This window comes from Levilactobacillus cerevisiae, assembly GCF_003946245.1.
In the GTDB taxonomy this organism is placed as follows: Bacteria; Bacillota; Bacilli; order Lactobacillales; family Lactobacillaceae; genus Levilactobacillus; species Levilactobacillus cerevisiae.
Map to the genome: position 1 here is coordinate 59843 of NZ_RHNN01000015.1, position 24020 is coordinate 83862.

At 52.3% G+C, this 24020-nt stretch carries 23 protein-coding genes and 1 CRISPR repeat array; of the genes, 18 read left to right on the forward strand and 5 right to left on the reverse strand.

Annotated features, from left to right (window positions below):
- Positions 1 to 13 precede the first annotated feature (13 nt).
- From ffh to EKM99_RS08870, 11 genes are all read left to right on the forward strand, one after another.
- The gene (gene ffh / locus EKM99_RS08820; RefSeq protein ID WP_125582921.1) at positions 14 to 1471 is read left to right on the forward strand and encodes a signal recognition particle protein; all 1458 of its coding nucleotides are present in this window, start codon (positions 14 to 16) and stop codon (positions 1469 to 1471) included.
- A 716-nt stretch (positions 1472 to 2187) separates the two neighbouring features.
- Positions 2188 to 4836, forward strand: a complete 2649-nt coding sequence (locus EKM99_RS08825; protein ID WP_125582923.1) for a cation-translocating P-type ATPase — start codon at positions 2188 to 2190, stop codon at positions 4834 to 4836.
- A 214-nt stretch (positions 4837 to 5050) separates the two neighbouring features.
- On the forward strand, positions 5051 to 6226 hold the full coding sequence (locus EKM99_RS08830) for an ATP-binding protein (RefSeq protein ID WP_125582925.1): 1176 nt from the start codon (positions 5051 to 5053) through the stop codon (positions 6224 to 6226).
- Between the two features lie 3 nt (positions 6227 to 6229).
- On the forward strand, positions 6230 to 7546 hold the full coding sequence (locus EKM99_RS08835; RefSeq protein WP_125582927.1) for a vWA domain-containing protein: 1317 nt from the start codon (positions 6230 to 6232) through the stop codon (positions 7544 to 7546).
- On the forward strand, positions 7543 to 7833 hold the full coding sequence (locus tag EKM99_RS08840) for a hypothetical protein (RefSeq protein ID WP_225419826.1): 291 nt from the start codon (positions 7543 to 7545) through the stop codon (positions 7831 to 7833). Before EKM99_RS08835 ends, EKM99_RS08840 begins: the two co-directional genes overlap by 4 nt.
- An 87-nt stretch (positions 7834 to 7920) precedes the next feature.
- Positions 7921 to 8196 carry a 30S ribosomal protein S16 gene (gene rpsP / locus EKM99_RS08845; protein ID WP_020088982.1) on the forward strand — a complete coding sequence of 92 codons (276 nt, stop codon included), beginning with the start codon at positions 7921 to 7923 and terminating at the stop codon, positions 8194 to 8196.
- Positions 8197 to 8205: 9 nt separating this feature from the next.
- Entirely contained in the window at positions 8206 to 8466 is a 261-nt protein-coding gene (locus EKM99_RS08850) for a KH domain-containing protein (RefSeq protein WP_125582929.1), read from the forward strand.
- Positions 8467 to 8564: 98 nt separating this feature from the next.
- Entirely contained in the window at positions 8565 to 9083 is a 519-nt protein-coding gene (gene rimM, locus EKM99_RS08855; protein ID WP_125582931.1) for a ribosome maturation factor RimM, read from the forward strand.
- Positions 9083 to 9847 (forward strand): tRNA (guanosine(37)-N1)-methyltransferase TrmD, encoded by a 765-nt coding sequence (gene trmD, locus EKM99_RS08860; protein ID WP_125582933.1) that lies wholly within the window; start codon positions 9083 to 9085, stop codon positions 9845 to 9847. The genes rimM and trmD overlap by 1 nt, the downstream gene beginning before the upstream one ends.
- A gap of 128 nt (positions 9848 to 9975) precedes the next feature.
- Positions 9976 to 10332: a 50S ribosomal protein L19 gene (rplS, locus tag EKM99_RS08865; RefSeq protein WP_125582935.1), complete on the forward strand. Its 357-nt coding sequence runs from the start codon at positions 9976 to 9978 to the stop codon at positions 10330 to 10332.
- A 165-nt stretch (positions 10333 to 10497) separates the two neighbouring features.
- Positions 10498 to 10992 (forward strand): hypothetical protein, encoded by a 495-nt coding sequence (locus EKM99_RS08870; RefSeq protein ID WP_125582937.1) that lies wholly within the window; start codon positions 10498 to 10500, stop codon positions 10990 to 10992.
- Between the two features lie 73 nt (positions 10993 to 11065).
- Here EKM99_RS08870 and EKM99_RS08875 read toward each other — a convergent pair whose 3' ends face one another.
- The 4 genes from EKM99_RS08875 to EKM99_RS08890 all read right to left on the reverse strand — a co-directional run bounded on the left by EKM99_RS08875 (position 11066) and on the right by EKM99_RS08890 (position 15820).
- Complete coding sequence (locus EKM99_RS08875; protein WP_125582939.1) at positions 11066 to 11344, reverse strand: hypothetical protein; 279 nt, start codon at positions 11342 to 11344, stop codon at positions 11066 to 11068.
- Positions 11345 to 11530: 186 nt separating this feature from the next.
- Complete coding sequence (locus tag EKM99_RS08880; RefSeq protein ID WP_164511569.1) at positions 11531 to 12664, reverse strand: MFS transporter; 1134 nt, start codon at positions 12662 to 12664, stop codon at positions 11531 to 11533.
- A gap of 246 nt (positions 12665 to 12910) precedes the next feature.
- On the reverse strand, positions 12911 to 14146 hold the full coding sequence (locus EKM99_RS08885; RefSeq protein WP_125582943.1) for an MFS transporter: 1236 nt from the start codon (positions 14144 to 14146) through the stop codon (positions 12911 to 12913).
- 15 nt (positions 14147 to 14161) lie between these two features.
- Positions 14162 to 15820, reverse strand: a complete 1659-nt coding sequence (locus EKM99_RS08890; protein WP_125582945.1) for a family 43 glycosylhydrolase — start codon at positions 15818 to 15820, stop codon at positions 14162 to 14164.
- A gap of 204 nt (positions 15821 to 16024) precedes the next feature.
- Between EKM99_RS08890 and EKM99_RS08895 the strand changes: the two genes are divergently transcribed.
- From EKM99_RS08895 to EKM99_RS08920, 6 genes are all read left to right on the forward strand, one after another.
- Positions 16025 to 16843 carry a helix-turn-helix transcriptional regulator gene (locus tag EKM99_RS08895; protein ID WP_125582947.1) on the forward strand — a complete coding sequence of 273 codons (819 nt, stop codon included), beginning with the start codon at positions 16025 to 16027 and terminating at the stop codon, positions 16841 to 16843.
- Positions 16844 to 17020: 177 nt separating this feature from the next.
- Positions 17021 to 17881 carry an ABC transporter ATP-binding protein gene (locus EKM99_RS08900; RefSeq protein ID WP_125582949.1) on the forward strand — a complete coding sequence of 287 codons (861 nt, stop codon included), beginning with the start codon at positions 17021 to 17023 and terminating at the stop codon, positions 17879 to 17881.
- A gap of 1 nt (position 17882) precedes the next feature.
- Positions 17883 to 18758: an ABC transporter permease gene (locus EKM99_RS08905; RefSeq protein ID WP_125582951.1), complete on the forward strand. Its 876-nt coding sequence runs from the start codon at positions 17883 to 17885 to the stop codon at positions 18756 to 18758.
- A 19-nt stretch (positions 18759 to 18777) separates the two neighbouring features.
- A complete protein-coding gene (locus EKM99_RS08910; protein WP_125582953.1) occupies positions 18778 to 19233 on the forward strand; it encodes a LytTR family DNA-binding domain-containing protein in 456 nt (151 codons plus the stop codon).
- A gap of 12 nt (positions 19234 to 19245) precedes the next feature.
- Entirely contained in the window at positions 19246 to 19641 is a 396-nt protein-coding gene (locus tag EKM99_RS08915; protein ID WP_125582955.1) for a DUF3021 domain-containing protein, read from the forward strand.
- 243 nt (positions 19642 to 19884) lie between these two features.
- The gene (locus EKM99_RS08920; protein ID WP_125582957.1) at positions 19885 to 20169 is read left to right on the forward strand and encodes an LlsX family protein; all 285 of its coding nucleotides are present in this window, start codon (positions 19885 to 19887) and stop codon (positions 20167 to 20169) included.
- Positions 20170 to 20220: 51 nt separating this feature from the next.
- Here EKM99_RS08920 and EKM99_RS08925 read toward each other — a convergent pair whose 3' ends face one another.
- A complete protein-coding gene (locus EKM99_RS08925; RefSeq protein ID WP_125582959.1) occupies positions 20221 to 21042 on the reverse strand; it encodes a helix-turn-helix transcriptional regulator in 822 nt (273 codons plus the stop codon).
- Between the two features lie 177 nt (positions 21043 to 21219).
- Between EKM99_RS08925 and EKM99_RS08930 the strand changes: the two genes are divergently transcribed.
- Positions 21220 to 23214, forward strand: a complete 1995-nt coding sequence (locus tag EKM99_RS08930; RefSeq protein WP_125582961.1) for a KUP/HAK/KT family potassium transporter — start codon at positions 21220 to 21222, stop codon at positions 23212 to 23214.
- Positions 23215 to 23394: 180 nt separating this feature from the next.
- A CRISPR array of direct repeats spans positions 23395 to 23969; the repeat unit is 26 nt; unit sequence GTATTCCCCACAGGTGTGGGGGTGAT.
- Positions 23970 to 24020: the final 51 nt, after the last annotated feature.

The following is a 24020-nucleotide window of genomic DNA, read 5'->3' on the forward strand; positions in this document are numbered from 1 at the left end:
GGTGGCAAAACGAATGGCGTTTGAAGGATTAACTGATCGATTACAAAACGCAATGCGAAAACTCCGGGGTAAGGGGAAAGTCTCCGAAAGTGACCTCCGAGAAACGATGCGGGAAATCCGTCTGGCCTTGCTTGAGGCCGACGTTAACTTTACCGTGGTCAAGGACTTTGTGAAGAAGGTTCGCGACCGGGCAATGGGGGCTGACGTCCTCGAAGGCTTGAATCCGGCACAACAAATCGTCAAGATCGTTGATGAAGAGCTGACCAAGACCATGGGGGAAGAAGCCGTTCCCCTGAACAAGTCCGATAAGATTCCAACGATCATCATGATGGTTGGGCTACAAGGGGCCGGGAAGACGACCACTGCCGGGAAACTGGCGTTGAAGTTAAAAAATGAAGAAAATGCCCGCCCCTTAATGATTGCAGGAGACGTTTACCGGCCAGCCGCCATTGACCAATTGGTTCAAGTGGCTGCCGGCATTGACGTGCCCGTCTTTGAAATGGGAACCGATGTGGATCCCGTGGAAATTGTTCGCCAAGGGTTAGCCCAAGCGGAAAAGGACCACAACGATTACGTCATCATTGATACGGCTGGTCGTTTACAAATCGATGAACAGCTGATGGATGAATTGGCCAACATCAAGGACCTCGCCCACCCGGACGAAATCCTGTTGACGGTCGATGCCATGACTGGGCAAAATGCCGTGGCCACTGCCGAAGGATTTAACGGCAAGCTCGACGTGACCGGGGTTGTTTTAACCAAGTTAGACGGCGATACCCGTGGTGGGGCCGCACTGTCGATTCGCGCCGTGACTGGGAAGCCAATCAAGTTCATTGGGCAAGGCGAAAAGATGACCGACTTGGACGTCTTCCATCCAGATCGAATGGCGTCACGGATTTTGGGCATGGGCGACATGCTCTCCCTGATCGAAAAGACCCAGAAGGAATACGACGAGAAGCAAGCTCAAGAGTTGACCGAAAAGATCCAGGAGAATTCGTTTGACTTCAACGACTTCCTCGACCAGATCGAGCAGATTCAAAAGATGGGGCCGATGGATGAATTGATGAAAATGATTCCGGGGATGGCCAACAATCCGGCGATGAAGAACGCGCAGGTGGATCCCAAGGATATGAATCACCTGAAGGCCGTCGTATACTCCATGACGCCTCAGGAACGGACCAACCCGGATGTTTTGAACCCTTCACGGCGACGACGCATCGCTGCTGGTGCTGGGCGGCCAATTCATGAAGTGAACCGCATGATCAAGCAGTTCAACCAAATGAAGAAAATGATGAACCAAGTGTCGAAGGGAAACATGTCCGGCATGGAACAACTCATGGGCAACTCAGGAATGGGTGGCGGCATGGGCGGTGGTGTCAGTGGCCGGATGCAAAAGATGGCCATGAACCGAATGACCCGCCAGATGAAGAAGAATAAGAAGAAACGATTGAAGCGGAAGAAGCGCAAGTAAGCGGAGAGTGAGACAAAAGGCGGTTAGCTGGTGAGCATTAAGGCTGATAGCCGGATAATCCTGGGCTTGGATTATTTGGCTATCAGTTTTAAGCGGAGCCGGCTGCCTTTTGGCGCACGTTTCGACAATATAGCTTTGGAGATACAATGCGAGTCTGGGTTTTTGTCCCAGACGGTTTAACTGGGGGCCCTCGGAATGGTTAACATTCGGGGAGCCCTTTTTCTGATTCCGCGATGCCGCGTCAAAAAGGTCGAGGCTAAATGCAAGTGAATGTGTGCGCTCCATGGTAAGTCCTAATTTGTAGACGAATAAGCGGCATAGGCGACCATCTCCTGCGGCTAACGAGACCAGTCCAGGCAATTTGGCAGTCACCGTGAAATGTCTAGCAGGTCCATGCTAGTCAGAAAATATTCAAGGAATCTTCACTAATGCTGTTAACTTTTTAGTACCTTTTGGGTAGACGGCGAGCAAACATTCCGGTATACTATCCCTAAAGCAACCATAAGGGAGTAACTAGCAGAACGTTTCTGCGACAATACCCGTCAGCAAGATTTCTTTGGCAACGTCGACCGACTAGTGGCCAATCCGGGATTGTCTTAAATAGTGAGACTTATGTGTGTTCACAAATTTATTTTGTGTGCACGCGTAAGTCTCTTTTTTTACCCCTTGGAACGGGAAAAGATGGCTTGCGAGCACACCTCAGGAGGAACCCATTAATGGCCAAAGTACCGTTTTATCAGGAAACTGCCGCAACGTTGTATCAAAATTTAAATACCAGTGAACAGGGGCTCAGTTCAGCGACGGCGCAGGAACGTTTGGCAGCGAACGGGCACAACGTCTTGAACCAGCAGAAGACGACGTCGCTGTTACAAAAGTTCATCGCTCAGTTCAAGGATTTCATGATTATCGTGTTACTGGTCGCTGCGTTGATTGCCGGGCTGACTGGAGAAGTCGTCGATGCCGTCATCATTTTGATTGTGGTCGTGTTAAACGCCATCTTCGGGGTCTTTCAAGAAGCTAAAGCTGAAGAAGCCATTAACGCGTTAAAGGAAATGTCTGCGCCCAACGCCACAATCCGGCGGGACGGCCAGGTCATGACCGTTAAGAGTGACGAGCTGGTCGTGGGAGATATTGTGTTGCTGGAAGCCGGCGACATCATCCCCGCCGACCTCCGGTTACTGGACGTCGCCTCACTAAAGGTTGAGGAATCCGCGTTAACCGGTGAATCGGTCCCCGTGGAAAAGGCGGATGCCATTTTATCCGGGGCAGACTTGCCAATTGGTGACCGCCACAACATGGCGTTTATGAACTCTAACGTGACCTATGGCCGGGCGACCGGGGTGGTAGTCGCGACGGGGATGCAGACGGAAGTTGGTCGGATCGCTGGCATGATTGAAGCCGCCGACGAAACGACCACGCCCCTGCAGGCCAATCTGACGCAACTCGGGAAGTCGTTGACCATTTTGATTCTGGTGATTGCGGCCATCGTTTTCGCCATGGGAATGTGGCGACAGGCGGAAAGCCTGATTGACATGCTACTGACGGCCATCTCGTTAGCCGTTGCGGCCATTCCAGAAGGTTTACCCGCCATCGTGACGATCACCTTGGCATTGGGAACCCAACGGATGGCGAAGCGGCATGCCATTGTCCGCAAGCTGCCCGCCGTGGAAACTTTGGGAAGTACCGACATTATCGCCTCGGATAAGACCGGGACGCTGACGCAAAATAAAATGACGGTTGAAAAGGTGTATGAGGATTTACACTTAGCCGATGCCCACACACGCGACTTTGACCGTGAAGACCGCTTGGCACAAGTCATGATTCTCAGCAACGACACGAAAATCACGACCGATGGCCTGGCCGGTGACCCCACGGAAACGGCGTTGGTGCAATATCAAATGGACCGTAAGTATCCGGTGGATGACGTCCTGGCTGCCATGCCGCGAGTCGCGGAAATTCCGTTTGATTCCGAACGAAAGCTGATGTCGACGGTTCATCCCCTGGCGGATGGCCACTTTCTGATTGCCGTGAAGGGTGCGCCCGATGAATTGCTGAAGCGGGTGACGCGTTTGGCCAAGGACGGGAACGTCACCCCGCTGACCGAGGCTGACCGGCAACACATCTTAGAAACCAACCATGATTTGGCAACGCAAGCACTCCGGGTGTTGGCGTTTGCCTACCGCATCACGGATCAGGTGCCGACTGACCTGACCAGTGAAAATGTTGAAAATGACTTGATTCTGGCCGGCATGGTGGGGATGATTGACCCCGAACGGCCGGAAGTGGCACAAGCCGTCGCAGATGCCAAGGCCGCTGGGATACGGCCAATGATGATTACGGGTGATCACCGGGATACGGCCGCTGCGATTGCGGTTCGGCTGGGCATCATCGATCAGGGCGAGACGGCTGCGGTGATTACCGGTGCCGAGCTCGATGCCATGGACGACGCGACATTTGCGAAGAAAGTTAGCGATTACGCCGTGTATGCGCGAGTTGCGCCTGAGCATAAGGTGCGGATCGTGAACGCCTGGCAGAAACGCGGGAAAGTTGTGGCGATGACGGGGGATGGGGTCAACGATGCTCCCGCCCTGAAGGCCGCCGATATCGGTATCGGGATGGGAATTACCGGGACCGAGGTGTCCAAGGGTGCCAGTGATATGGTGCTGGCCGACGACAACTTCTCGACGATTGTGGTTGCCGTGGAAGAGGGGCGGAAGGTCTTTGCCAACATTCAAAAGGCCATCCAGTACCTGTTGTCCGCGAACCTAGGTGAAGTCTTGACCCTGTTCATGATGACCATGTTGGGCTGGCAAATTTTGGCGCCGGTTCACATTCTCTGGATCAACCTGGTGACCGACACCCTGCCAGCCATCGCGCTGGGGGTTGAACCCATGGAACGCAACATCATGAAACAGCCGCCACGGGGGCGGAAGTCCAACTTCTTCTCCGGCGGAGTCCTGGGTGGGATTCTTTACCAAGGCCTGTTAGAAGGGGGAATCACCCTGTTCGTTTACTGGCTGGCCTTAACTTATCCGGTCCACGCATCGACCAGCCTGATTCACGCCGATGCCTTGACCATGGCGTTTGCCACCCTAGGCTTGATTCAGTTGTTCCACGCCTTTAACTCCAAATCGATTCACGGTTCCATCTTCACGGTCGGCCTGTTTAAGAACAAATTCTTCAACTGGGCCATTGTGATTGCCTTCGCCTTACTGGCCATGACCATCCTGGTGCCGGGCTTGAATAGCATGTTCCACGTCGCCCACCTGGACGGCTTCCAATGGGCCATCGTCTTGAGTGCTTCACTGATGATGATCGTGATTGTGGAAATTGTTAAGTTCTTCCAGCGCCGCGTGGTAAAATAAGGATTACGCACAGGTAGGGGTAACGAATCGTGATCCGGGTGCTAGCAAATTGCCCCGGTTCTGACCGGACTACTGCGGCATTTCCGTCAGCGGAGTCCTAAACCCAACGCCCGTGCTCGTGGGCTAAAATGTAAGTAAACTTAAAACCGCCCACTCGATGATTTTCGGGTGGGCTTTGTTGTGAAATTGACATGTAGAAAGGGGTCGCACACTCATGGCATTAACCTATCCGGACTGTCTGCAAGCCACGCAGGTGGTCTTAGCCAGTGGCGCAGTGCCCACCATTGTGGGTGAGGCTGGTATTGGGAAATCGGCGTTGGTAGCTGAATTGGCCCGCCAACGGCACGCAAAATTATTCACGACCGTGGTCAGTTTAGTTGAAAAGGGGGATCTGGTCATCCCGGTGCCGCCCTTAACCGCGGATTCCTTCGTGCAAACGGCCAAGTATGGGTCGTTAGCCGATGTGCAGTTTGGGTATTCCCACACGCTGGTGGCCATGATTCGCCAGGCGGAGGCGCACCCGGAACAAGAGATTATTTGGTTTTTAGACGAATTTAATCGGGGGACCCAGGCCGTCCAGAGTGAGCTGATGAACCTGGTGCTCCAACGGCAAATTAACACGCTGACCTTGCCAGAACAGGTGCATCTCATTTTGGCAGAGAATCCGGACGCCACCATGGCGGGCTTCGAGCAGAGTCACTACGGGGTGACCCCTGGGGATGCGGCGATTGCCGACAGAACAACGCGGCTGATTCTCCAAGCGGACGTCACGTCCTGGCTAAGTTGGGCGACGACCGTGGTGGCGGGCCAACCGCGCATTTCACCACTGGTCACTGGTTACCTGCGGGAAAATCCGGCCGACCTCCACGTGGTTGTGGCGGACAATGCGGTCGATGACGACTTACAGCCGACACCCCGGGCTTGGGAACGCGTGTCCCGGGCCTTGCGGGAATTAGATGACCAGCAGTTATTTGGGCAAACGGCGGTCGTGACGGCCATTATGCAGGGGAACCTGGGCGTCACGGTCGGCACGGCTTTTGCCAGCTATCTGGTGACCCAGCGCCCGGGATTGACGGTGGCGCAGGCGTTTACCAGTCCCACGGCCATCGCCACCTTTCAGACGGTGAGTGCCGCGCAGCAGCAGACCATTTTGCAAAATTGCCTGGCCAGTGCGGACTGGCCCCTAACGCGTGACGCCAATGCCGCGCGCTTCGCCGATTTGCTAGTGAGTTGTCCACCTGATGGCCAGTTTGCGATAGCCCAACAGATGGCGGATACCGTCGATTTATTTGAGAAATTGGCCGCTGCACAGGAGACAAGTACTGGCGTTGCCAAGCTATACGACATGTTGACGGCGATTGGCAAACGCAGCCGTGAAATCGAGGTGTAGGCCATGACCAGTCTGACCCAAGATTTGCGACGCTTGCGGCAGGCGACGTCGGCGGATCAGTCGCAGGCCACGCAAACGGTGTATCGTAATGCCGTTTTGTATTTGCTACAGAATGACCCGTTCTATGGGCAGGTGCTGAGTCGGCTGACGGTCATCGTCAAACCTGTTCGATCGGCGCTGAGCTTATCGCCAACGGCTCGGGAGTGGCAATTAGTGTTGAGCCCTGGGGCCCTGGCGCACACGGATTGGAAGGGACTGCAGCTTTTGGCGATGCTCCGGCACACCGTGTTACACCTGTTGTGGAACCATCCCCGGCGCTATGCAGCTGAACAACAGACGCCTGCCCAGGCGGGATTGGTTCGCTGGGCAACCGATGCGGCCGTGAACGATTACCTCACTGATTTACCACGGAACAGCGTGACGAGTCAAAAATTAGCCGCGGCGATGGGGGAGCCGGTCCTTCCGCGCCAAGATTCAGCGATTTATCTCCGGCAATTACGCCACTGGCAAGCGCAGCAGGAAGCGACCGGGCACCACTTGCAATTGGGCGGACCGACCGGCGACGCTGCTGAAATTGCGCAGGATGGCCACGATGGCTGGCAGCGGGCCGCTGACCAGGATGCCGAGACACGCGAACAGTGGCGTTCTCAGCTCTTCCAAGCCGCAGACGCTACATTATCCGCCAAACAACGCGGAACGTTACCAGGCAGCATTCAGGCGGCGTTGACACCCATGGTAGCCCAGCGGCCGCTGGATTGGCGCGCGCTGTTGAAACGGGGCTTGGGACAGGTGCCGGCGGGTCGACAAGCCGCCTATGGTCGATTTAACCGTCGCCAACCGGTGCGGATGGATCTGCCGGGTGAAATCGTCCAGACCTGGCGTAAGGTAGCGGTCTTCGTCGACGAGTCGGGTTCCATGGGCAATCGGGAGATTAGCTACCTGTTGGGGCAAATGGCCACGTTATTGGCACTTTATCCCGCTCAGGTGACCGTTTATCCATTTGATACGGTCGTTGACCCGACGGCGAGTTTTCCACTGGAGAGGCGCCCCCACGTGCTAAAACGGACTGGCGGGGGTGGCACCCGGTTTCAGGCGGTGTTCGACGCTTTGCCCAGGCTACTGGCAGGTAGTCCGAATCAAGTCGTGGTGATCTTAACCGATGGCTACGGGGAGGCACAGGTGCACACCACGTTGCCAGCCACCGTGATTTGGCTCCTGACGAGTCCCATCGCACAATTTTCGGTTGAACAGGCGCCAGGAACCGTGGTTAGTTTGACCACTGACCCACAGTGGCAGGCGCTAAGGAGGTCAGAATTATGAGGTTAACGGCACCAGAATTGCGATCCTTAATCAAGCAGGATGCGGCTTACCGTAATGCGCAGGCGATTTTGACCGGTGAGTGGGCCACCCGGGCGGCGGAAAACCCGTTGTTTCAAGCGCCAATCACGATTGCGGATTTAAAATTTGCTCGTGACCTGCAGGCGGCTGGTGTTGCGGACACCCACTTGGATTTTGATGATTATGCGGCCGTTCAGACCTGGATTGCGACCAATCGTCCCAGCCTGAGCGAAAATGACATCGCCTGGTTACTAAGGAATTTCGATTAATTTCAAGGTGTAAAGAAAAAACCCTTTACATCATATCCAGAAACTGGTATATTATTACACGTTGAAAGAAATACAGGAGGTGTCTACATGTCAGTTAAGATTCGTTTAAAGCGAATGGGTTCTAAGAAGCGCCCATTCTACCGGATTGTGGTTGCCGATTCACGGAGCCCTCGTGACGGTCGTTTCATCGAACAAGTTGGAACGTACAATCCAGTTACCCAACCCGCTTCAATCACGTTGAAGGAAGAATCTATCATGAACTGGTTGAACAATGGTGCTCAACCTTCAGATACGGTTAAGACTTTACTCTCCAACGCTGGTATCATGAAGCAATATCACGAAGCTAAGTACACTAAAAAGTAGTGATTAGCAATGACCGATTTTAAGGCATTAATTCTAGCAATTGTTAGCCCACTTGTGGAGCATCCCGATGATTTGGTGATTACACCAGTTGAGACGGAGCGCTTCTATGAGTATCGGTTGGCCGTGCACCCCGATGACATCGGACGGGTAATCGGTAAACAAGGCCGCGTGGCGCAGGCAATCCGTACGATTGTTTATAGCGTTCGCGTTCAAGGCAATAAGCGGGTGCGGCTCATCATTGATGACCGCCCAGCTAAAGAACTCGAGTGAGGCGGCAACGTTTCCTCGAGTTTTTTGTTACCCTAAATTTGACCAAAAATTGGGATGACCCCCAAACAAACTGAACGCTTAATAAGGAGGCAGACAAGATGGCATATTATACGGTAGGAACCATTGTGAACACACACGGGATTAAGGGTGAGGTCCGCGTCATCGCGACGACGGATTTCCCGGAAAGCCGCTTTGCGGTTGGATCCACGCTCTATGCGTTTCAAAAGGACCAAACCAAGCCGATTACCCTGACGGTAGCGACGATGCGGAAGCACAAGAATTTTTATCTCTTGGGTTTTGAAGGTAAGCCGTCAATCAATGACGTGGAAATTTACAAGCAGAGCACGTTAAAGGTCACGGACAACGAGTTAGAAACCAGCGACCTACAGCCCGGCGAGTACTACTATCACCAAATCGTTGGCTTGACCGTTGTGACCGAAGACGGTGAAGAGCTCGGTGAAATCAAAGAAATTCTTTCACCCGGTGCCAACGACGTGTGGGTGGTTGCGCGCCCAGGTCAAGACGACCTGTTGTTGCCCAAGATTGACGACGTCGTTAAAAAGGTTGATTTGGCTGCCGGTCAGGTCGTCGTTGAATTGATGGAGGGACTCGAGTAATGCGGATCGATGTGTTAAGTCTATTTCCGGATATGTTTTCCGGGCCCATGCATGATTCCATCGTGGGTAAGGCGATTCAAAATGGGCACTTGACCATGCCCGTCACCAATTTTCGGGATTACTCGACCAATAAACACGGCAACGTTGATGATTACCCGTTTGGTGGGGGCGCGGGGATGTTACTGCAACCGCAACCCATCTTTGATGCGTTAAAAGCGACCGAAGAACAGGCTGCCGCTGAGGGCCTGCCTAAGGGTCGGGTCATCTTGCTTGATCCCGCTGGCGTGACGTTTAATCAACACGTTGCCGAGGAGTTTGCTCACGAGGAACATTTAACCTTCCTGTGCGGCCACTATGAGGGCTATGACGAACGGATTCGGACGCTGGTGACGGATGAGGTTTCCCTCGGAGACTTTGTCCTCACGGGTGGCGAGTTGGCTTCCATGGTGATGATTGATGCGACGGTGCGCTTGTTACCAGGCGTGCTGGGTAATTCGGAATCGGCCCCTGGGGATTCATTCTCCTCGGGGTTGCTGGAATATCCACAGTACACGCGGCCGGCGGAATTCCGGGGGATGAAGGTGCCCGACGTGTTGATCAGTGGTAATCACGGTAAGATTGACGAGTGGCGGCAAAAAGAAGCCCTCCGGCGGACTTATCAACGACGCCCAGACATGATCGATCACCGTAAGCTGACCGCCCAACAGAAACATTTGTTGGCGGACGTCCGGATTGAAGAGGAAGAACGCCAAGCGAAAAAGTAGGGAGTCAAGAAAATTCCCTTTACAGGCATTTCGAGATATGATACACTTACTTCTGGCTGTTTAGCCACATAAACAATATTCCGCTGTCGAAACCGAGAATGAATGTTGGCGAAAGGATAGAATATATTATGCGCCAAAACAATTTAATTGCTAAGATCAACCAAGAACAATTACGGGACGATGTTCCAGACTTCCGTGCCGGAGACACTGTTCGGGTTCACGCCCGGATCGTCGAAGGTACCCGCGAACGTATCCAATTGTTCGAAGGTGTTGTAATCAAGCGTAAGGGTGCTGGCATCCAAGCAACTTACACGGTACGTAAGATCAGTAACGGTGTCGGTGTTGAACGGATTTTCCCATTAAACTCCCCACGTGTTGCTAAGATTGACGTTATTCGTCAAGGTCGTGTACGTCGTGCTAAGCTCTACTACCTCCGTGAACTTAACGGTAAGGCAGCGCGGATTCCAGAACGCCGTCGCAACTAGGGACAGCTTTAAACCAATCACTTCGGTGGTTGGTTTTTTGTTTGGGGAAAATTAAGCGAAATTGGCCTTTAATCGGGAAAGTAAACATGATATATTTAAATTAGAATAGTTCACATCAAATTATCATTTTAAGCAAACTAACGGAAAACTGGAGGAAAATAGGAGATGAAAAGAAGCCGGTGGGTTTACCGCTATCTGGGAGCGCTGAGTCGAGGATTCCTCATCATGGTGCTGTTGCTGACTTGGGATATCAGAATGACAAAGACCGGCTGGTACATACCAGTGACGATTTTTACCACCTGGATCTTTCTCAGCTGGCTAGTGTGCTATCCTGGCCTGCGTCAGAGATATCGGAGTCTGTATAGTAGAAATGGTGAGCGTTTTGAAACCTACAAGCACCGGGCGTTGGCGATGCATCATCAGGATATTAGTGACAATCACGTCAAGCACCGGTGGACAACAAACGGGGTGGTTGCTAATCCTTGGGAGTACACGACGGGCACAACCCAGAGTACGGATGGCATTCTCAATCCAGTTTTGGTTTTCTGTGAACATCTGTGGGCGACATTTCTGTTGATCCTCTTTGGGCCACTGCTGGTGGGGTACTTGGCCGTGATTAAACTCGTGCGCTGGGGGTGGCGGCGGCTGGCCAAGCGATGAGTGGCATGCAAAAGGGGGCTTCGTCGTGAAGTACAAAACGACGAGGCCCCTTTTAGACTATGATCAGCAAAACCTACCAGGTCAGCATGACCACAAAGATGATAGTAAATGCCAGTTGCAGAATTAAGATGGTGTACGTTTCTGGTTCACGATACAGGTGATTCAGAATCATGCCACTCAGGGTGATACAGGCGGAAATGGCAAAAATAATGGCTAAGATGCCGCCGAGCGGATACATGACGCGGGCAGGTGCCTTCACGATCAAAGCTACCGCCACAATTAGAAAGGCGTAAAAATCCCCCATACCAAGTCGAAATAGGCCGCTGAGACTAGGCCGTAAGATGTGATTCATGTTCCCCGCTTCTTTCCCTGATAAGCTGATGGTCGCTTCCTACTCCTAGAAGTGTTGCTGCCATCGGCTAATGTTAAATTTAGATGAGAATTATCATCTATAGACCGAGTATACTACAAAGGGTTAACTTTTCAAAGGGGGGGCGGAATTTCTGCTAAAAACTTTTCTGCGGACCGTTGTCACCGACTACGAAATCTCTTGAACCGGTACCCGCGAAAAGCTGGCCAACGCAATCAGCGTACAAATCGCGCCAATCAAATAGACGCCACCGACGCCAAATTGTGCGGAGAGAATCCCCCCAAGCATCATTCCTACCGGCAAAGCCAGATTGGTGCCGGCCATCATGGCGCCGTTGACCCGACCCAAAATGTTAGCGGGCGTCGTGGATTGAATCAGGGTGAAGACGGCCACATTGATGGTCCCGGCGCCAAGGCCAATGAGAAGCCGCATGGTAAATGTCATCCAGATGGTCGGTACAACGACCATGCCAATAACGGCGAGACTGACTAATCCTAATGAAAGAATCATCTTTTGTTTTAACCGTAGCTTGAGGATGGCTGCAACCACGTTACCCAGAATGACGCCAGCCATCAGGGCAATCTGCATGACGCCGTAGACGAAGCTGGTGCTGTGCAGATTTTCGCGGACCCAGACCACATTTAGGCTCATGATGGGTCCGAGAGCCAGGTTGATGACGAGGGCCAACCCAATGATGGCCCGGAGCATCGGCGTACGTTTGATATACGCGATGCCCGCATACCAGTGATCAGTGGCGTCTGAGGTCGGCGTCGCTAGGGCTTCCCGGTAACGGTGATGAACCAGGGAAATGCAGATGAAGGAGACGCCAAAAGTCACGGCGTTGACCCACATGAAGTCCGCTAGCGAGAGCCAGGCAATCAGCGTACTCCCAACCAGCATCCCAATCATTTGGGCGGCCATTGAGAGCCCCTGGTTCAGGCCGTTAGCTTTGGCCAAGTGGTCCCGCGTGACAATCTGAGGAATCAGGGTATCCTCGGCGGGGGCGAAAAAGGTGCCGACAAACCGCGTGGCGAAAAGAATCAGGATGAAGGGCAGGAGCGTAATGGTGTGTTGCCCCAGGAAAAGACCAGCAATAATCATAATGGCCAACTGCAAGAGATCCACCAGGCGCATGAGCTGGGTCTTCACGTGGCGGTCGGCGACAAAACCGGTGACCAGGTTCATCAACACCAGCAGATTGAAAGCGCCTGAAATCATGCCGACGAGCAAGGAACTGCGCGTTAGGCTGTACAGGTACCAATCGATGGCGATATCGAAAAGATTGTTGCCGAAACTAGACACGGTCTCGCCCGTTAGAAAAATTTAGAAAAGTCGGCTCATGTTGGTCCCTCCCTAGATCAGATAAATGGTACTCATGTGGGGTCAATTATAGTGAGCGGTAACCAAATGGGCGGGGCTGGATGCTTGGTTAGTTTAGTTGTTTATGGGGGCTGCTATCTAGAAAAAATCCGTGGCATGACTTAGGAAAACCTAAGAGGTGCCGCGGATTTTCGAAATTATGCTGACGTTGCTGGTGGTAACTGATAATCAACGCTTCACAGACTTGATGCGTAAAATCAGCACCCCACCAATCAGCGAGAAGATAAAGGAAACAATGAAGATACCAGAGTAGCCGAAGATCGCGATGACGGCCGCTGCAACGACCGGCGCGATGGCTTGGGTCACGGTATTCCCCAGATTGTAGACGCCCAAGAAGAAGGCCACGCGGTCTGGATCCGGAATCACTTCCAGGTTCAACAGGTTATCCAGCGAATTCCACATGCCCATCCCAATGCCGGCAGCGAAGGCGTAGGTGATGATGCCAAAGGTGTCGCGGAAGAAGAATAGCAGTAGTGCTGCCAGTGCCAGGAACAGCGTTGAAAAGCCGACGGGCAGCTTCAGAATTTTAAATTTGTCGGAAATAGGTCCCGCGACAAATCCCATTAAAACGCCAAAAATTAACATGATCAGGTTGATCAACTGAATTGAAGACTGCGTTTGACTCCCGCGGTGTAGGAAGTCCGTCATGATGTAGAGAATGTAGCCGGTGATGGCAAAGTTACCCACGCCCTGAAAGAGTTTTGCGATTAGGGCCATGTAGTAGTCACGACCCACCGACCAACTGGGAAAGATGGACGCGGCGTCCTTCAACGTCAGCTTAGGTTTAGCAGCCTTTTCGGTGACCTCTTCATCCAGGTTTGAAGGCTCGTGCACGATGAATGCAGCGATGCTGACGCCGATGAAGGTGATGATCCCAAAGATGATGAAGCCTAGCCGGTATTGGCTCAAGAAGAGCGCACCAATGACGTTAAAGCCGTTGTTTCCCAGGGCCATCCCCAAGCCACCATAAGCGGAAGAGGCGGTTCCCCGGCCTTCCTTGGGGGCGAAGTCAATCCACGCAACCATGGGCGCCACGATAAAGTTCAGGGCGGCTTGACCCACCATCCAGGTTGTCAGGAGCACCGGAATATTGGGCGAAAATGACGCGGCAATCATGGCGAGCATGAAGATAAAGGCACCGCCAATCAGCCAGGGCGCGCGTTTTCCCCACCGCGATGTGGTTTTATCCGAGAGGGCGCCGGCAATCATGTTGGAAAGGGCAGCCACAATCATGCCGCAGGTGGAGAAGAGTGCGACGAGTTCGACCTTGTGAGCCGCATTAAAGTGCTGAATCAGTGCGGGTAAAAAGAGACTATTCATAACAATGTAGGGGCCTAACCAACTGGCGGGGCCAATAATTAAACCGGGAACTAAGCGTTTGAGTGAGATGGTCGTCTTGTTCATAATTTTTCCTCTTTCTTAGTGGTTGCGAACCGTATAGGCACTGAAGTCGGCGTACGACTTTAGTTGGTGGGCATCGACGGCGCCGATAAAATTGAAGAGCCCCGTAAAGCCGCCAATTTCTCCTGGGGCACCGTTGACACCCTCGTCGGACAGGTAGCGCACGTCGTAAGAATCGCCTAAGGGTTGCCAAGTGTCCGTCGCGGCTAGTCGGTAGGCAATTTGGGCGTACCCGTTTTGGTAGCGAATCCGTAAGTCGGCAGCGTCAGCGGGGATGGTGACGGTTGTGCAGGTATTAGTGAGACGCTCGGCCAGTTTCGCCTGGAGGACCCGAAGGACAGTGCGGTCCTCGGTATCGGCGAGGCCGAGATAAGCGTACAACCAGTTATTTGAATCGTAATATAGGCCGAGACCGGCAGTTTCCGAGTAATGGTCCGGATGAAAGGCGAGTTGTGTCTGAACGGTATAATCCAGGGAAGTCGCCCGGGTGGCCATGATAGCCGGGTTCACTTGAGAGAAGAAAGAATTGTGACCGTGAATGCGGAGATGACCGGGATTCTCGGTGGTGTTTACCCAGGCTGAATCCTGCGGACGGTACGGCGTCATGAATTGCGCGCTGTAAGTGGGCTGACTGAAATCTTCAGTGATATCCTGGTTCGCCGAATTCTGAGTGACCGACTGGCCGGTCATACCGGCAACGGTCATTTTTGCCAGGTTACTCCCGTCTGCCATTTCCAGCCAGCCTGCCTTGGTCCAGTGCATCTTTTGGAGTGCGGTTTCACGACCCAAGGGATTCAACGGTTGTCCAGGAAGTGGGCGAGACATGAGGTGCGCGACGTACCATTCATCGGTTTGCGTGTGAACGAGCGATCCGTGGCCAGCCTTTTGCATCAGAGCGCGGGGATTGTACCGCTCGAAGTGGCCGGCATCGGGATCTCCCAGGGAGAAAAGGTGTTGTGGGGAAGACGTGATGATGGGTTCGCCGGTAGGATTGGGCGTGTACGGGCCGAAAATTTTCTCTGAGCGGCCGATTTCAATGTCGTGGGCATAACCGGTACCGCCCGCGGCAATCAGTAAATAGTAAAAGCCATCGTGTTTATAAATCTGCGGCGCTTCGGCACAGCCCCGGGTAGTGAAACCCGTGGTGACACGGTGCCACTCGCCGATGATGCCCCCCTGGGTCAGGTCGACTTCGGCGATTACGATGTGACCGGGGGCCTGGTAGCCGGGGCGGGTTTCCCATTCGAGAATGGCCGCGTAGTGTTTACCGTTTTCGTGGAAGAGTGCCGGGTCAAAACCGATTGATGTCAGATAGATGGGCTTTGACCAGGGACCAGTAATCCGATCGGCGGACATGGCAAATGAATCCGAGTTAAACTCCCGACCGGCCATGTTTTGCATGTGCGAGTAGGCGAGCCAGAATTTTTGCGTTTGGGAATCATAGGACAGATGGGGCGCCCAGATGCCGGCGGGCGTGTTGGTGCCGCGCAGATCGACCTCGTTAGCCGTTAGCGCGTGACTGATCAAGTCCCAGTTGGCCAAATCGGTTGAATGAAAGATTTGGACGGCCGGGTTCCAGTGAAAGGTAGATGTGGCAATGTAATAATCTGCACCTACGCGAATGATTGACGGGTCGGGCGCCATGCCGGGGATAATTGGATTTTGAATGGTAGACATTTTTTTCACGCTCCGTTTAGTATGATATGATTAGAGGCGAACCTGCTAGCAGCCGTGATTAGGACTAGTTGGTTTCACCGACTAAGTGATGTTCATAGAATACCGTGTAAGCGGATTCAATTCAATGACTTGCGCCGAAGTCGTCAGATTGTGAATCTAAAGAAGTCGTGAAAGTAATCTTTTTTTAATTAAGGAGCGAGATAAATGCCAAATGATCATCATGAAAACGTCGTGAGTAATTTACGGATTGGCGTGCGCTTTTGGGAGTCAACCGTGGAAACGGCCGGCTACGTCCCGTTTCATTGGCACAGTAGTATCGAGTTGGTGTGTGTGCTGACGGGGCAGCTCGTCTTCCAAATTAACGGGCGGGCACACGTGATTCGACCGGGAAACTTTGTGGTCGTTCCCTCGGGGGTGATTCACGATGTGACCAATACGGCCAACCACGCCCTGGTATTGCAGGTGCCACTGACGTTTATGGCGGCTTACTTTAATCATCCGGAGACAATGAATTTTTCGACCACGGGTTTGACCGATACGGAAGCTTATCGTCAAGTCGTTGCCAAGTTCCGTGAGTTGAACCAGGTTAACCGGGAGCAAGGCGTCAGTGCCCAGCTGGATAGTGGCATTTTAGTGCTGACGATTTTGAAATTACTGGTTGAAAATTTTGTGCGGCTGGATCAGCCACTGACGGAAAATGCGAGTAATATCAAATCGCTCCTGATTTACGTGAACGAACATTATCGCGACAAGCTCAGTGTGAAATTGTTGGCTGAAACGTTTGGCTATAATGCCAGTTACCTCTCACGACTGTTCAAACGGCAGACGGGCGTGACTCTGGGGCAATATGTCTACATGATTCGTTTAAACAATCTCTACCAGGACCTCATCAATACGGCGGTTCCCGTGAACGAGCTGTTTGCGCGCCATGGCTTAACGAATCGACGGACCGCCCGCGAACAGTTCCGGCGGATGTTTGGCCAGTTGCCCAAGCAGATCCGGCTAGCTCACGAGAAACGGTAGTCTGATTTGATGCGTTTGTCAGGTGGGTCCAGGCGGTCGACGAGAGAAGTCGATTGACTGGACCTTTTTTTAGCAGTCGCTGATGACCACTTATCCTGCAGATCCTGCCACTTACCCCGAAACCCGTGACGGCTGGGCAGATTCAGCGTAGTCTCGCAGTCATAGGAGATGAGCGAGATGTTGTTAGAAGCGAAGCAGTTGACCAAGACTTATGGAAATCACGTGGTGGTCAACGGATTAAATTTGCAAATTAAGCAGGGGAGTTTTACGGCGTTACTAGGACCCAACGGTGCGGGAAAATCGACCACCATGAATATGCTGATTGGCTTACTGACGCCAACGGCTGGAAAGGTGACCTATCAGGCCCAAACCAAGGTGGGCGTTGTTTTTCAAAGTAGCGTTTTAGATGGCGCGTTAACGGTCCAGGAAAATCTTCAGATTCGGGCGAAACAGTACCATCACGTTCCGCGTAACAAAGTAGCGGTGGTGAGCCAACAATTGGGATTGACGGAATTTTTGAAGCAACACTACGGGACGCTGTCAGGAGGCCAGAAACGCCGGGTGGACATTGCCCGAGCCCTGCTAAATGATCCGGATATTTTATTTTTAGATGAACCCACGACCGGGCTAGATATTCAGACGCGAACGGCAATTTGGACGCTCCTGCGGCATTTACAGGCTGAGCGTCAGTTGACCGTCGTCTTGACGACCCACTATCTAGACGAAGCCGATTCGGCGGATTGCGTTTACATCGTGGATCACGGTCACCTGGTTGCATCCGGCACCGCAACAGAGATCAAAGCGACGTACGCTGCGGATGTGCTCCGTTTACAGGCTCAGGACGCCGCGCAGTTGCGTGCGAAAATTAGGTTGGAACCGGTTGCCGCTACCCAAAATCAGCTGACGTTTCAGGTGCCCACGGCTCAAGCTGCGCTGGAGATTTTGTTAGCGAATCGGGCAATGATTACGGACTTTGAGTTTCGACCGGGAACAATGGATGACGCCTTCTTAGCGTTGACGGGAAAGGGGATGCGTTAAAATGTTAGCAATGATCAAGCGTAACCTACTGTTGTATTTTCGAAACTGGAGTGGCGTGTTCTTTTCTTTGATGGGCGCACTCATCTCATTCGTGTTGTATATTGTGTTCTTAAAACAAAACATGCTGGCGAGTTGGGCGCACGTACCACACGCCACGACCTTGTTAGATACTTGGCTGATTGGGGGAACGTTGGCGATTACAGCCATCACGACAACGTTAAGCAGTTTGGCCCAACAGACGATTGACCGGGAACGACACGTCGACCAGGACCTCCAGTTAACGGATGCGGGACCGCAACGTTTGCAAATGAGCTATCTCGCCAGTGCGGCGCTGATTGGGGTCCTCATGCAAGTCGCGATGTTCGCCATTATGCTGGGCTATTTCCACGTAACCGATAAGCTGACCGTGACCTGGGGGCAGATAATCAACGTTTGTTCGCTGATGATTAGCAGCTCGTTGCTGGCGACGGTTGTCAACGCACTCATTATCCAACACGTTCATTCGGTGACTAATCTAAGTAAACTGGGAAGTATCGTTGGGACGGCCGCAGGATTCTTGGTAGGCACCTACGTTCCGATTGGGACACTGCCAACCTTTGCCCAATTGCTGGTAAAGGTGACACCTGGAAGCTATGTGGCGGCGTTGTACCGCCAATATTTAATGGATGATCACCTGACGACTATTTTTAAGGGCAATCCAGGTGGCAGAAGTCATTTTGAAAAATTCATGGGGATCCGCCTGAAATGGTCGACACTGTTGAGTCAAGGCACGACTTACCATATAATAGGAGTAATCTTTATCTGTGCGCTGGCCGCGGTACTGATGCCGCTTTGGTTGAAGGGGTGGCAGCACCGGCGACTCGTGCGTGAACGGTAAATAAAACGGGGGGATTGGCGTGCATCAACGATTTGAACAGCATTCGGAAATTCCGTCAACGGATCCGTTGGTGATTATCCAAGCGGCTGATCAGGCTGGTCAGGTGACCGCCTTGCAGGATTATCTGGATCATTTTCAGGTGCGGCAACCGGGAATTATTCCCATTAAAACGCCAGACCGATTAGTGATGGTGAAGACCACCACCATTATTTTAGCTGAGGTGCAAGCGGCGACACTCATGGTCTATACAGTGGATGGAGTCGTGGAGACCCGGGAGACACTGCGCCATTTGGTGGAACGATTAGGGAGCCCTGACTTTGTCCAGGTATCGAAGCACAGCGTTTTGAACTTAGATCACTTGTTATCGCTGGAGGATAGTTTTTCGGGCAATATGACGGCGGCGCTCACGAATCAGCTCAAGACGGCCGTCAGTCGAAAATACGTAAAGCTGTTGATGCAGCGATTAGGAATCTAGGAGGTGATCAGGGTGAATAAGGGGTTGCGTTACGCCATGCGTGGCACGGGCTATGGGGCCGTTGCCTATCTGGTCATGATGGCGATTAAACCGAGTTACGCCGCGACGAGTTTATCAGCGATTGTGAGTTTGCTAGTCATGAGTGCCGCGATTGGTTTAATCAGTATGATTTTTGACTCGGAATGGTTAAACTTTCTCGCCGCGTTAAGTCTTCACTTTGTGGGAACATTGCTTTTAGTGGTAGGTCGACAGGTGTATGTGGACGGGGAGCAGTTCCCAATCGTTGGCTTTCTAGTGGCGTACATCTTGATTTACGTAGTGGTTTGGGCCGTGGTAGCATTGAATCAACATTTGCGAGTGACCGAGATCAACCGGGCAATTGTGAAAAGAAATAAAAATAAAGCTTGACGAATGTCGGATAAGCAGGTATAGTAGCTATTAGAGTTTAAGAGATGCTAATAAGAACGATTCAGAGAGATTGATTGGCAAGCCGGAGTTTCTTAGATTTTAAAATTACCCGCCCATTCGTAAGGAATGGCGGGTAATTTTTTTGGCCATTTTTGGTTCGGTTACTAGCCAATCGAATTTCGCCTAGGTGACTGCGTGACTTAGGGGTGCTATAGTCAATGCAAAGATTGGGGGCGCTGAGAGATGCGGCATACGTTGATTAGATGGGGCTTTGAATTTGGTGCCAGTGTACTGGTTGCCACCGCGCTAATTTCGGTGATGATCTCGGCGGCGTTTGCGTATATGCACATGGCAAATTTGGTGACGGATAATTTGAATGTGTTGGGCCTGAGTTTTTACCGTATTACAACGGTTGCTGGCAAGCTGAGTGGTCGAACGGTGCCATTAGGGATGAATCTGGTTTTCCTAGGTGGGATTGCTCTTTTCTTTGGATTATTAGAAGGACGTCATCGATTGACGCGACGTTAGACAGCGATGAAAGCGACTCACAATCATGTGGGACGCTTATTTTGATACCGACTAAAAATCGTCATAGACCTTCTCATGGAACAGCGTGGTCAACATTGTTTCGTACTGGGTCGCCATTAATTCCTCGCCATTCTTGGCGGCGCGTGCACTGAGAATGGCTAATAAGTGATAATCATTCGCTAACATGAAGTGTGAGTTGTGGTCGCCCGCGTAGGCGATGCCTTGACTGAGGTAGGTTGCCGCCGTAGACAGATTACCTAATTTTTCAGTCGCGTAGGCCGCTAAATAGAAGAGCACGTTTAAATTTTCTTCGTAGGGGGTCTCGTCCAAATAGGCCAGGGCGGCTTGAATGGCCGTGATGGTCGTTTGGGTCTTCCCTTCATGGGCGGCGACGAGCGCTAATGACCCGTAACATAATCGGGTGAGCGCCGTGGGTCGCTTGGTACCGGCGCTGGCTAATGCCAGGCGAAAATTTTGTTGGGCAACGGTTAAACTGCCCAATTGAAAATCGGTGACACCTAGATAATAGTAATAGGCTTGCGTCTGATCGGCGGTGTCGATGGCGGAGAGGACGGCTTCGGAATTCAAATAGATCCGCAGCTCATGGTAGCGATGCTGATTACAGAGTTCGCTAACTTGGGTGTTAAACCGGCTCCGGGAACTGACCGCAAAGTCTTGTGCCAGGCTAATTTGACTCAGGCTGATGTGAAGCCGCTGACAGAGTTGAATCAACAATTCTGCGTTTGGCGTGTATTGGCCATTTTCAACGGCTGACAACATCGACTGCGCGCAGATGTCCTGTGCGACAGCGCGTTGTGACAGATGTTGCGCCAGTCTTGCTTCTTTGAGCGTGATTCCTAATGAATTTGCCATCTTGCATTCCTCCCCAATCCGTTAAGCTTGATAATACCAGATTAGTTAAGCGTTCGCCTAGAACTATCGTTTTACCCGCCAATTCGGTTAGTCAGTTACTCAATTGCGGTCGAATCTTTGGTCTTTGCGGTCAACATCGCTATCATGGGTGGCGGAATCAAAGGGAGGTCGGTAGCCATGAAAGCCACGACGCGGACGTTATCCGGGTTAGGAATGGTGATTACCCTCGGCATTGTATACGGGGACATTGGAACCTCGCCCCTTTACGTGATGAATGCCATCATCGATGCGGCGGGCGGTCAGGAACGGGGAGCGGCCACACCCATCATGTTGGGCAGTATATCCTTAATTTTTTGGACGTTAATGCTGATTACCACGGTGAAATATATTTTACTGGCCATGCAGGCGGATAACCGGGACGAGGGTGGCATCTTTGCCCTCTACGCGTTAGTCCGAACTCATGCGAAATGGTTGATTGTTCCGGCATTGATTGGTGGCGCGGCGCTGCTGGCTGACGGGACACTAACGCCAGCCGTGACCGTGACCTCGGCGATTGAAGGACTCAAAGGACAGACAATTGGTCCGCTTCATTTTGGCACTGGCCAGGGGTGGGTCTTACTGGTGGTGACTGGTATTTTACTGGGCCTATTTCTGGTGCAACGTTTTGGAACGGAAATGATTGGCTGGTCGTTTGGACCGTTGATGCTGATTTGGTTTACGTTCATTGGCGCGGTTGGGGCCGTAAATTTGCTGGCGGTTCCGGGGATGCTACGGGCCTTGTCACCGGTATACGCGGTTCAATTTCTCTTCAGTCCCAGCAATCGCCAAGGTATCTTTATTCTAGGTAGTATTTTCCTGGCGACGACTGGGGCGGAGGCACTTTATTCGGATATGGGGCAAGTGGGCAAACGAAATATTTATGGTACCTGGCCGTTTGTGTACGCGATGTTGATGCTGAGTTATCTGGGTCAAGGCGCGTGGGTGATTCGTCATGGCGCCACGTTGGCCGCAGCGCACCCTGTGAATCCGTTTTACGCAATGGTGCCGGCTCACTGGCGGATTTTCGCGATTGTCATTGCCACGATTGCGGCAATCATTGCCTCACAGGCCTTGATCACGGGGTCTTACACGCTGGTACACGAAGCCATTGGGCTGAAATTATTGCCGCGGTTGCGGATAAAATTTCCAGGCAACGTCAAGAGTCAGCTGTATGTCGGGGCTGTGAACTGGTTGTTATGTGGCGTCACGTTGGCAATCGTCTGGTACTTTCAAACGTCCAGCCACATGGAAGCGGCCTACGGATTGGCCATCACGATTACGATGTTAATGACAACGCTCTTGTTGCACGCCTTTCTGCTTAAACGGGGTCATCGCGTTTTGGCGCAGGTATACGTGATCAGCTTTGGCTTGTTGGAAGGGTTATTTCTTGTTGCAAGCTTGGCAAAATTCGTTCACGGCGGGTACGTGACCCTACTGTTGACGTTGGCGATTCTGACAATTATGGTCTTCTGGCACGCTGGTAATCTGCGGCGGGATGCGCATTTGGCAGAGAAGGATGACGTGTCACTGTTGGACTTTGTGCCACAACTGACCGCGCTGAGTCGGGATGATCAGGTGCCACCGTTTGCTGCGAACTTGGTGTACATCGGCCACGTGGGTCGCGATTACGCAGTCAAACGGGCAACGGTGTATTCCATTTTGGACCAGCAGCCGAAGCGGGCTAAGGTTTATTGGTTCGTGACGGTCAATGAGACTGACACGCCGTATGAGTGTGCATATACGGTTAAACAGTTAGGGTCACGTAGTGTGATGGATGTGCAGCTGTACCTGGGATTCAAGAAGCCACAGCGGTTAAACGTCTATCTGCGACAAATTGTGAATGACTTGTTGAATGAGGGAATGTTGGATGACCAGACACCACGGTATTCCAGCATTCCCGGTCGGCGTGTAGGTAATTTTAAATTTGTCATGCTAAACCAACAGTTTCAAGACTTGGGTGCCCAGAGTGATCTGCCAGCGCTGGACCGCTTGTTAATTGGCGGTCGCCTGTTGCTCCAGCGGATTTCGTTGTCACCGCAGCGCTGGTATGGGTTGGAATTCAGCGATGTGGTTGAGGAGAAGGTACCACTGTTTATTGGACAGCAGCCGGATCGGACTTTGCGGCGGAAGTGAGTGGGTTTGGTGAAGGTTTGTGTTGCTGAATGGGTCGTCTCGATTTGAGGCGGCTTTTTTCTTGTTGGCGACTTTTTTTCATTGTGGACCACCGATTTCTGAGGTATGCTTGAGAAGCAAGTTAAAGGAAAACGGCATTTTTTGAAAAACAGGATGCCGGTGTGACGGCGTTTCTTTAGTGTATTCCCCACAGGTGTGGGGGTGATCCTCGATTCGTGGTAGCCTAGATGATCCTTATGCTGTATTCCCCACAGGTGTGGGGGTGATCCCATTTGGCGGTCCATTTCTGGCATCTTTTCGTCGTATTCCCCACAGGTGTGGGGGTGATCCTATTGTCAGCCAAAGTGATGGCCGTCGTTATCCGTATTCCCCACAGGTGTGGGGGTGATCCCGATTTGTGGCGAGCAGTCCATGCTGGTCATAAGTATTCCCCACAGGTGTGGGGGTGATTCCGCTGTCAAGGGTGTGGCCACTTCGGTGTGGAAGTATTCCCCACAGGTGTGGGGGTGATCCTGCCATTACTTCGCCTCCCCAGACGTAGTGCTAGTATTCCCCACAGGTGTGGGGGTGATCCTACGCTAAGCATCACTCACAAAAGAATGGTGCTGTATTCCCCACAGGTGTGGGGGTGATCCTACGCCAAAGAACATGCTGACGTGGTATGAGCAGTATTCCCCACAGGTGTGGGGGTGATCCTGGCCTGAAGGACTATTCGGTTAAGCCCGGTACGTATTCCCCACAGGTGTGGGGGTGATTCCGCTGTCAAGGGTGTGGCCACTTCGGTGTGGAAGTATTCCCCACAGGTG

Excerpts from the sequence above, each read along its gene's own strand:
- EKM99_RS08920 (WP_125582957.1), top strand. The coding sequence starts at position 19,885 with ATGCGGCATACGTTGATTAGATGGGGCTTTGAATTTGGTGCCAGTGTA.
- EKM99_RS08875 (WP_125582939.1), bottom strand. The coding sequence starts at position 11,344 with ATGAATCACATCTTACGGCCTAGTCTCAGCGGCCTATTTCGACTTGGT.
- EKM99_RS08930 (WP_125582961.1), top strand. The coding sequence starts at position 21,220 with ATGAAAGCCACGACGCGGACGTTATCCGGGTTAGGAATGGTGATTACC.
- EKM99_RS08925 (WP_125582959.1), bottom strand. The coding sequence starts at position 21,042 with ATGGCAAATTCATTAGGAATCACGCTCAAAGAAGCAAGACTGGCGCAA.
- EKM99_RS08895 (WP_125582947.1), top strand. The coding sequence starts at position 16,025 with ATGCCAAATGATCATCATGAAAACGTCGTGAGTAATTTACGGATTGGC.
- EKM99_RS08830 (WP_125582925.1), top strand. The coding sequence starts at position 5,051 with ATGGCATTAACCTATCCGGACTGTCTGCAAGCCACGCAGGTGGTCTTA.
- EKM99_RS08900 (WP_125582949.1), top strand. The coding sequence starts at position 17,021 with ATGTTGTTAGAAGCGAAGCAGTTGACCAAGACTTATGGAAATCACGTG.
- EKM99_RS08825 (WP_125582923.1), top strand. The coding sequence starts at position 2,188 with ATGGCCAAAGTACCGTTTTATCAGGAAACTGCCGCAACGTTGTATCAA.
- EKM99_RS08840 (WP_225419826.1), top strand. The coding sequence starts at position 7,543 with ATGAGGTTAACGGCACCAGAATTGCGATCCTTAATCAAGCAGGATGCG.
- trmD (WP_125582933.1), top strand. The coding sequence starts at position 9,083 with ATGCGGATCGATGTGTTAAGTCTATTTCCGGATATGTTTTCCGGGCCC.
- EKM99_RS08885 (WP_125582943.1), bottom strand. The coding sequence starts at position 14,146 with ATGAACAAGACGACCATCTCACTCAAACGCTTAGTTCCCGGTTTAATT.
- EKM99_RS08850 (WP_125582929.1), top strand. The coding sequence starts at position 8,206 with ATGACCGATTTTAAGGCATTAATTCTAGCAATTGTTAGCCCACTTGTG.
- EKM99_RS08835 (WP_125582927.1), top strand. The coding sequence starts at position 6,230 with ATGACCAGTCTGACCCAAGATTTGCGACGCTTGCGGCAGGCGACGTCG.
- rimM (WP_125582931.1), top strand. The coding sequence starts at position 8,565 with ATGGCATATTATACGGTAGGAACCATTGTGAACACACACGGGATTAAG.
- EKM99_RS08890 (WP_125582945.1), bottom strand. The coding sequence starts at position 15,820 with ATGTCTACCATTCAAAATCCAATTATCCCCGGCATGGCGCCCGACCCG.
- EKM99_RS08905 (WP_125582951.1), top strand. The coding sequence starts at position 17,883 with ATGTTAGCAATGATCAAGCGTAACCTACTGTTGTATTTTCGAAACTGG.
- rplS (WP_125582935.1), top strand. The coding sequence starts at position 9,976 with ATGCGCCAAAACAATTTAATTGCTAAGATCAACCAAGAACAATTACGG.
- ffh (WP_125582921.1), top strand. The coding sequence starts at position 14 with ATGGCGTTTGAAGGATTAACTGATCGATTACAAAACGCAATGCGAAAA.
- rpsP (WP_020088982.1), top strand. The coding sequence starts at position 7,921 with ATGTCAGTTAAGATTCGTTTAAAGCGAATGGGTTCTAAGAAGCGCCCA.
- EKM99_RS08870 (WP_125582937.1), top strand. The coding sequence starts at position 10,498 with ATGAAAAGAAGCCGGTGGGTTTACCGCTATCTGGGAGCGCTGAGTCGA.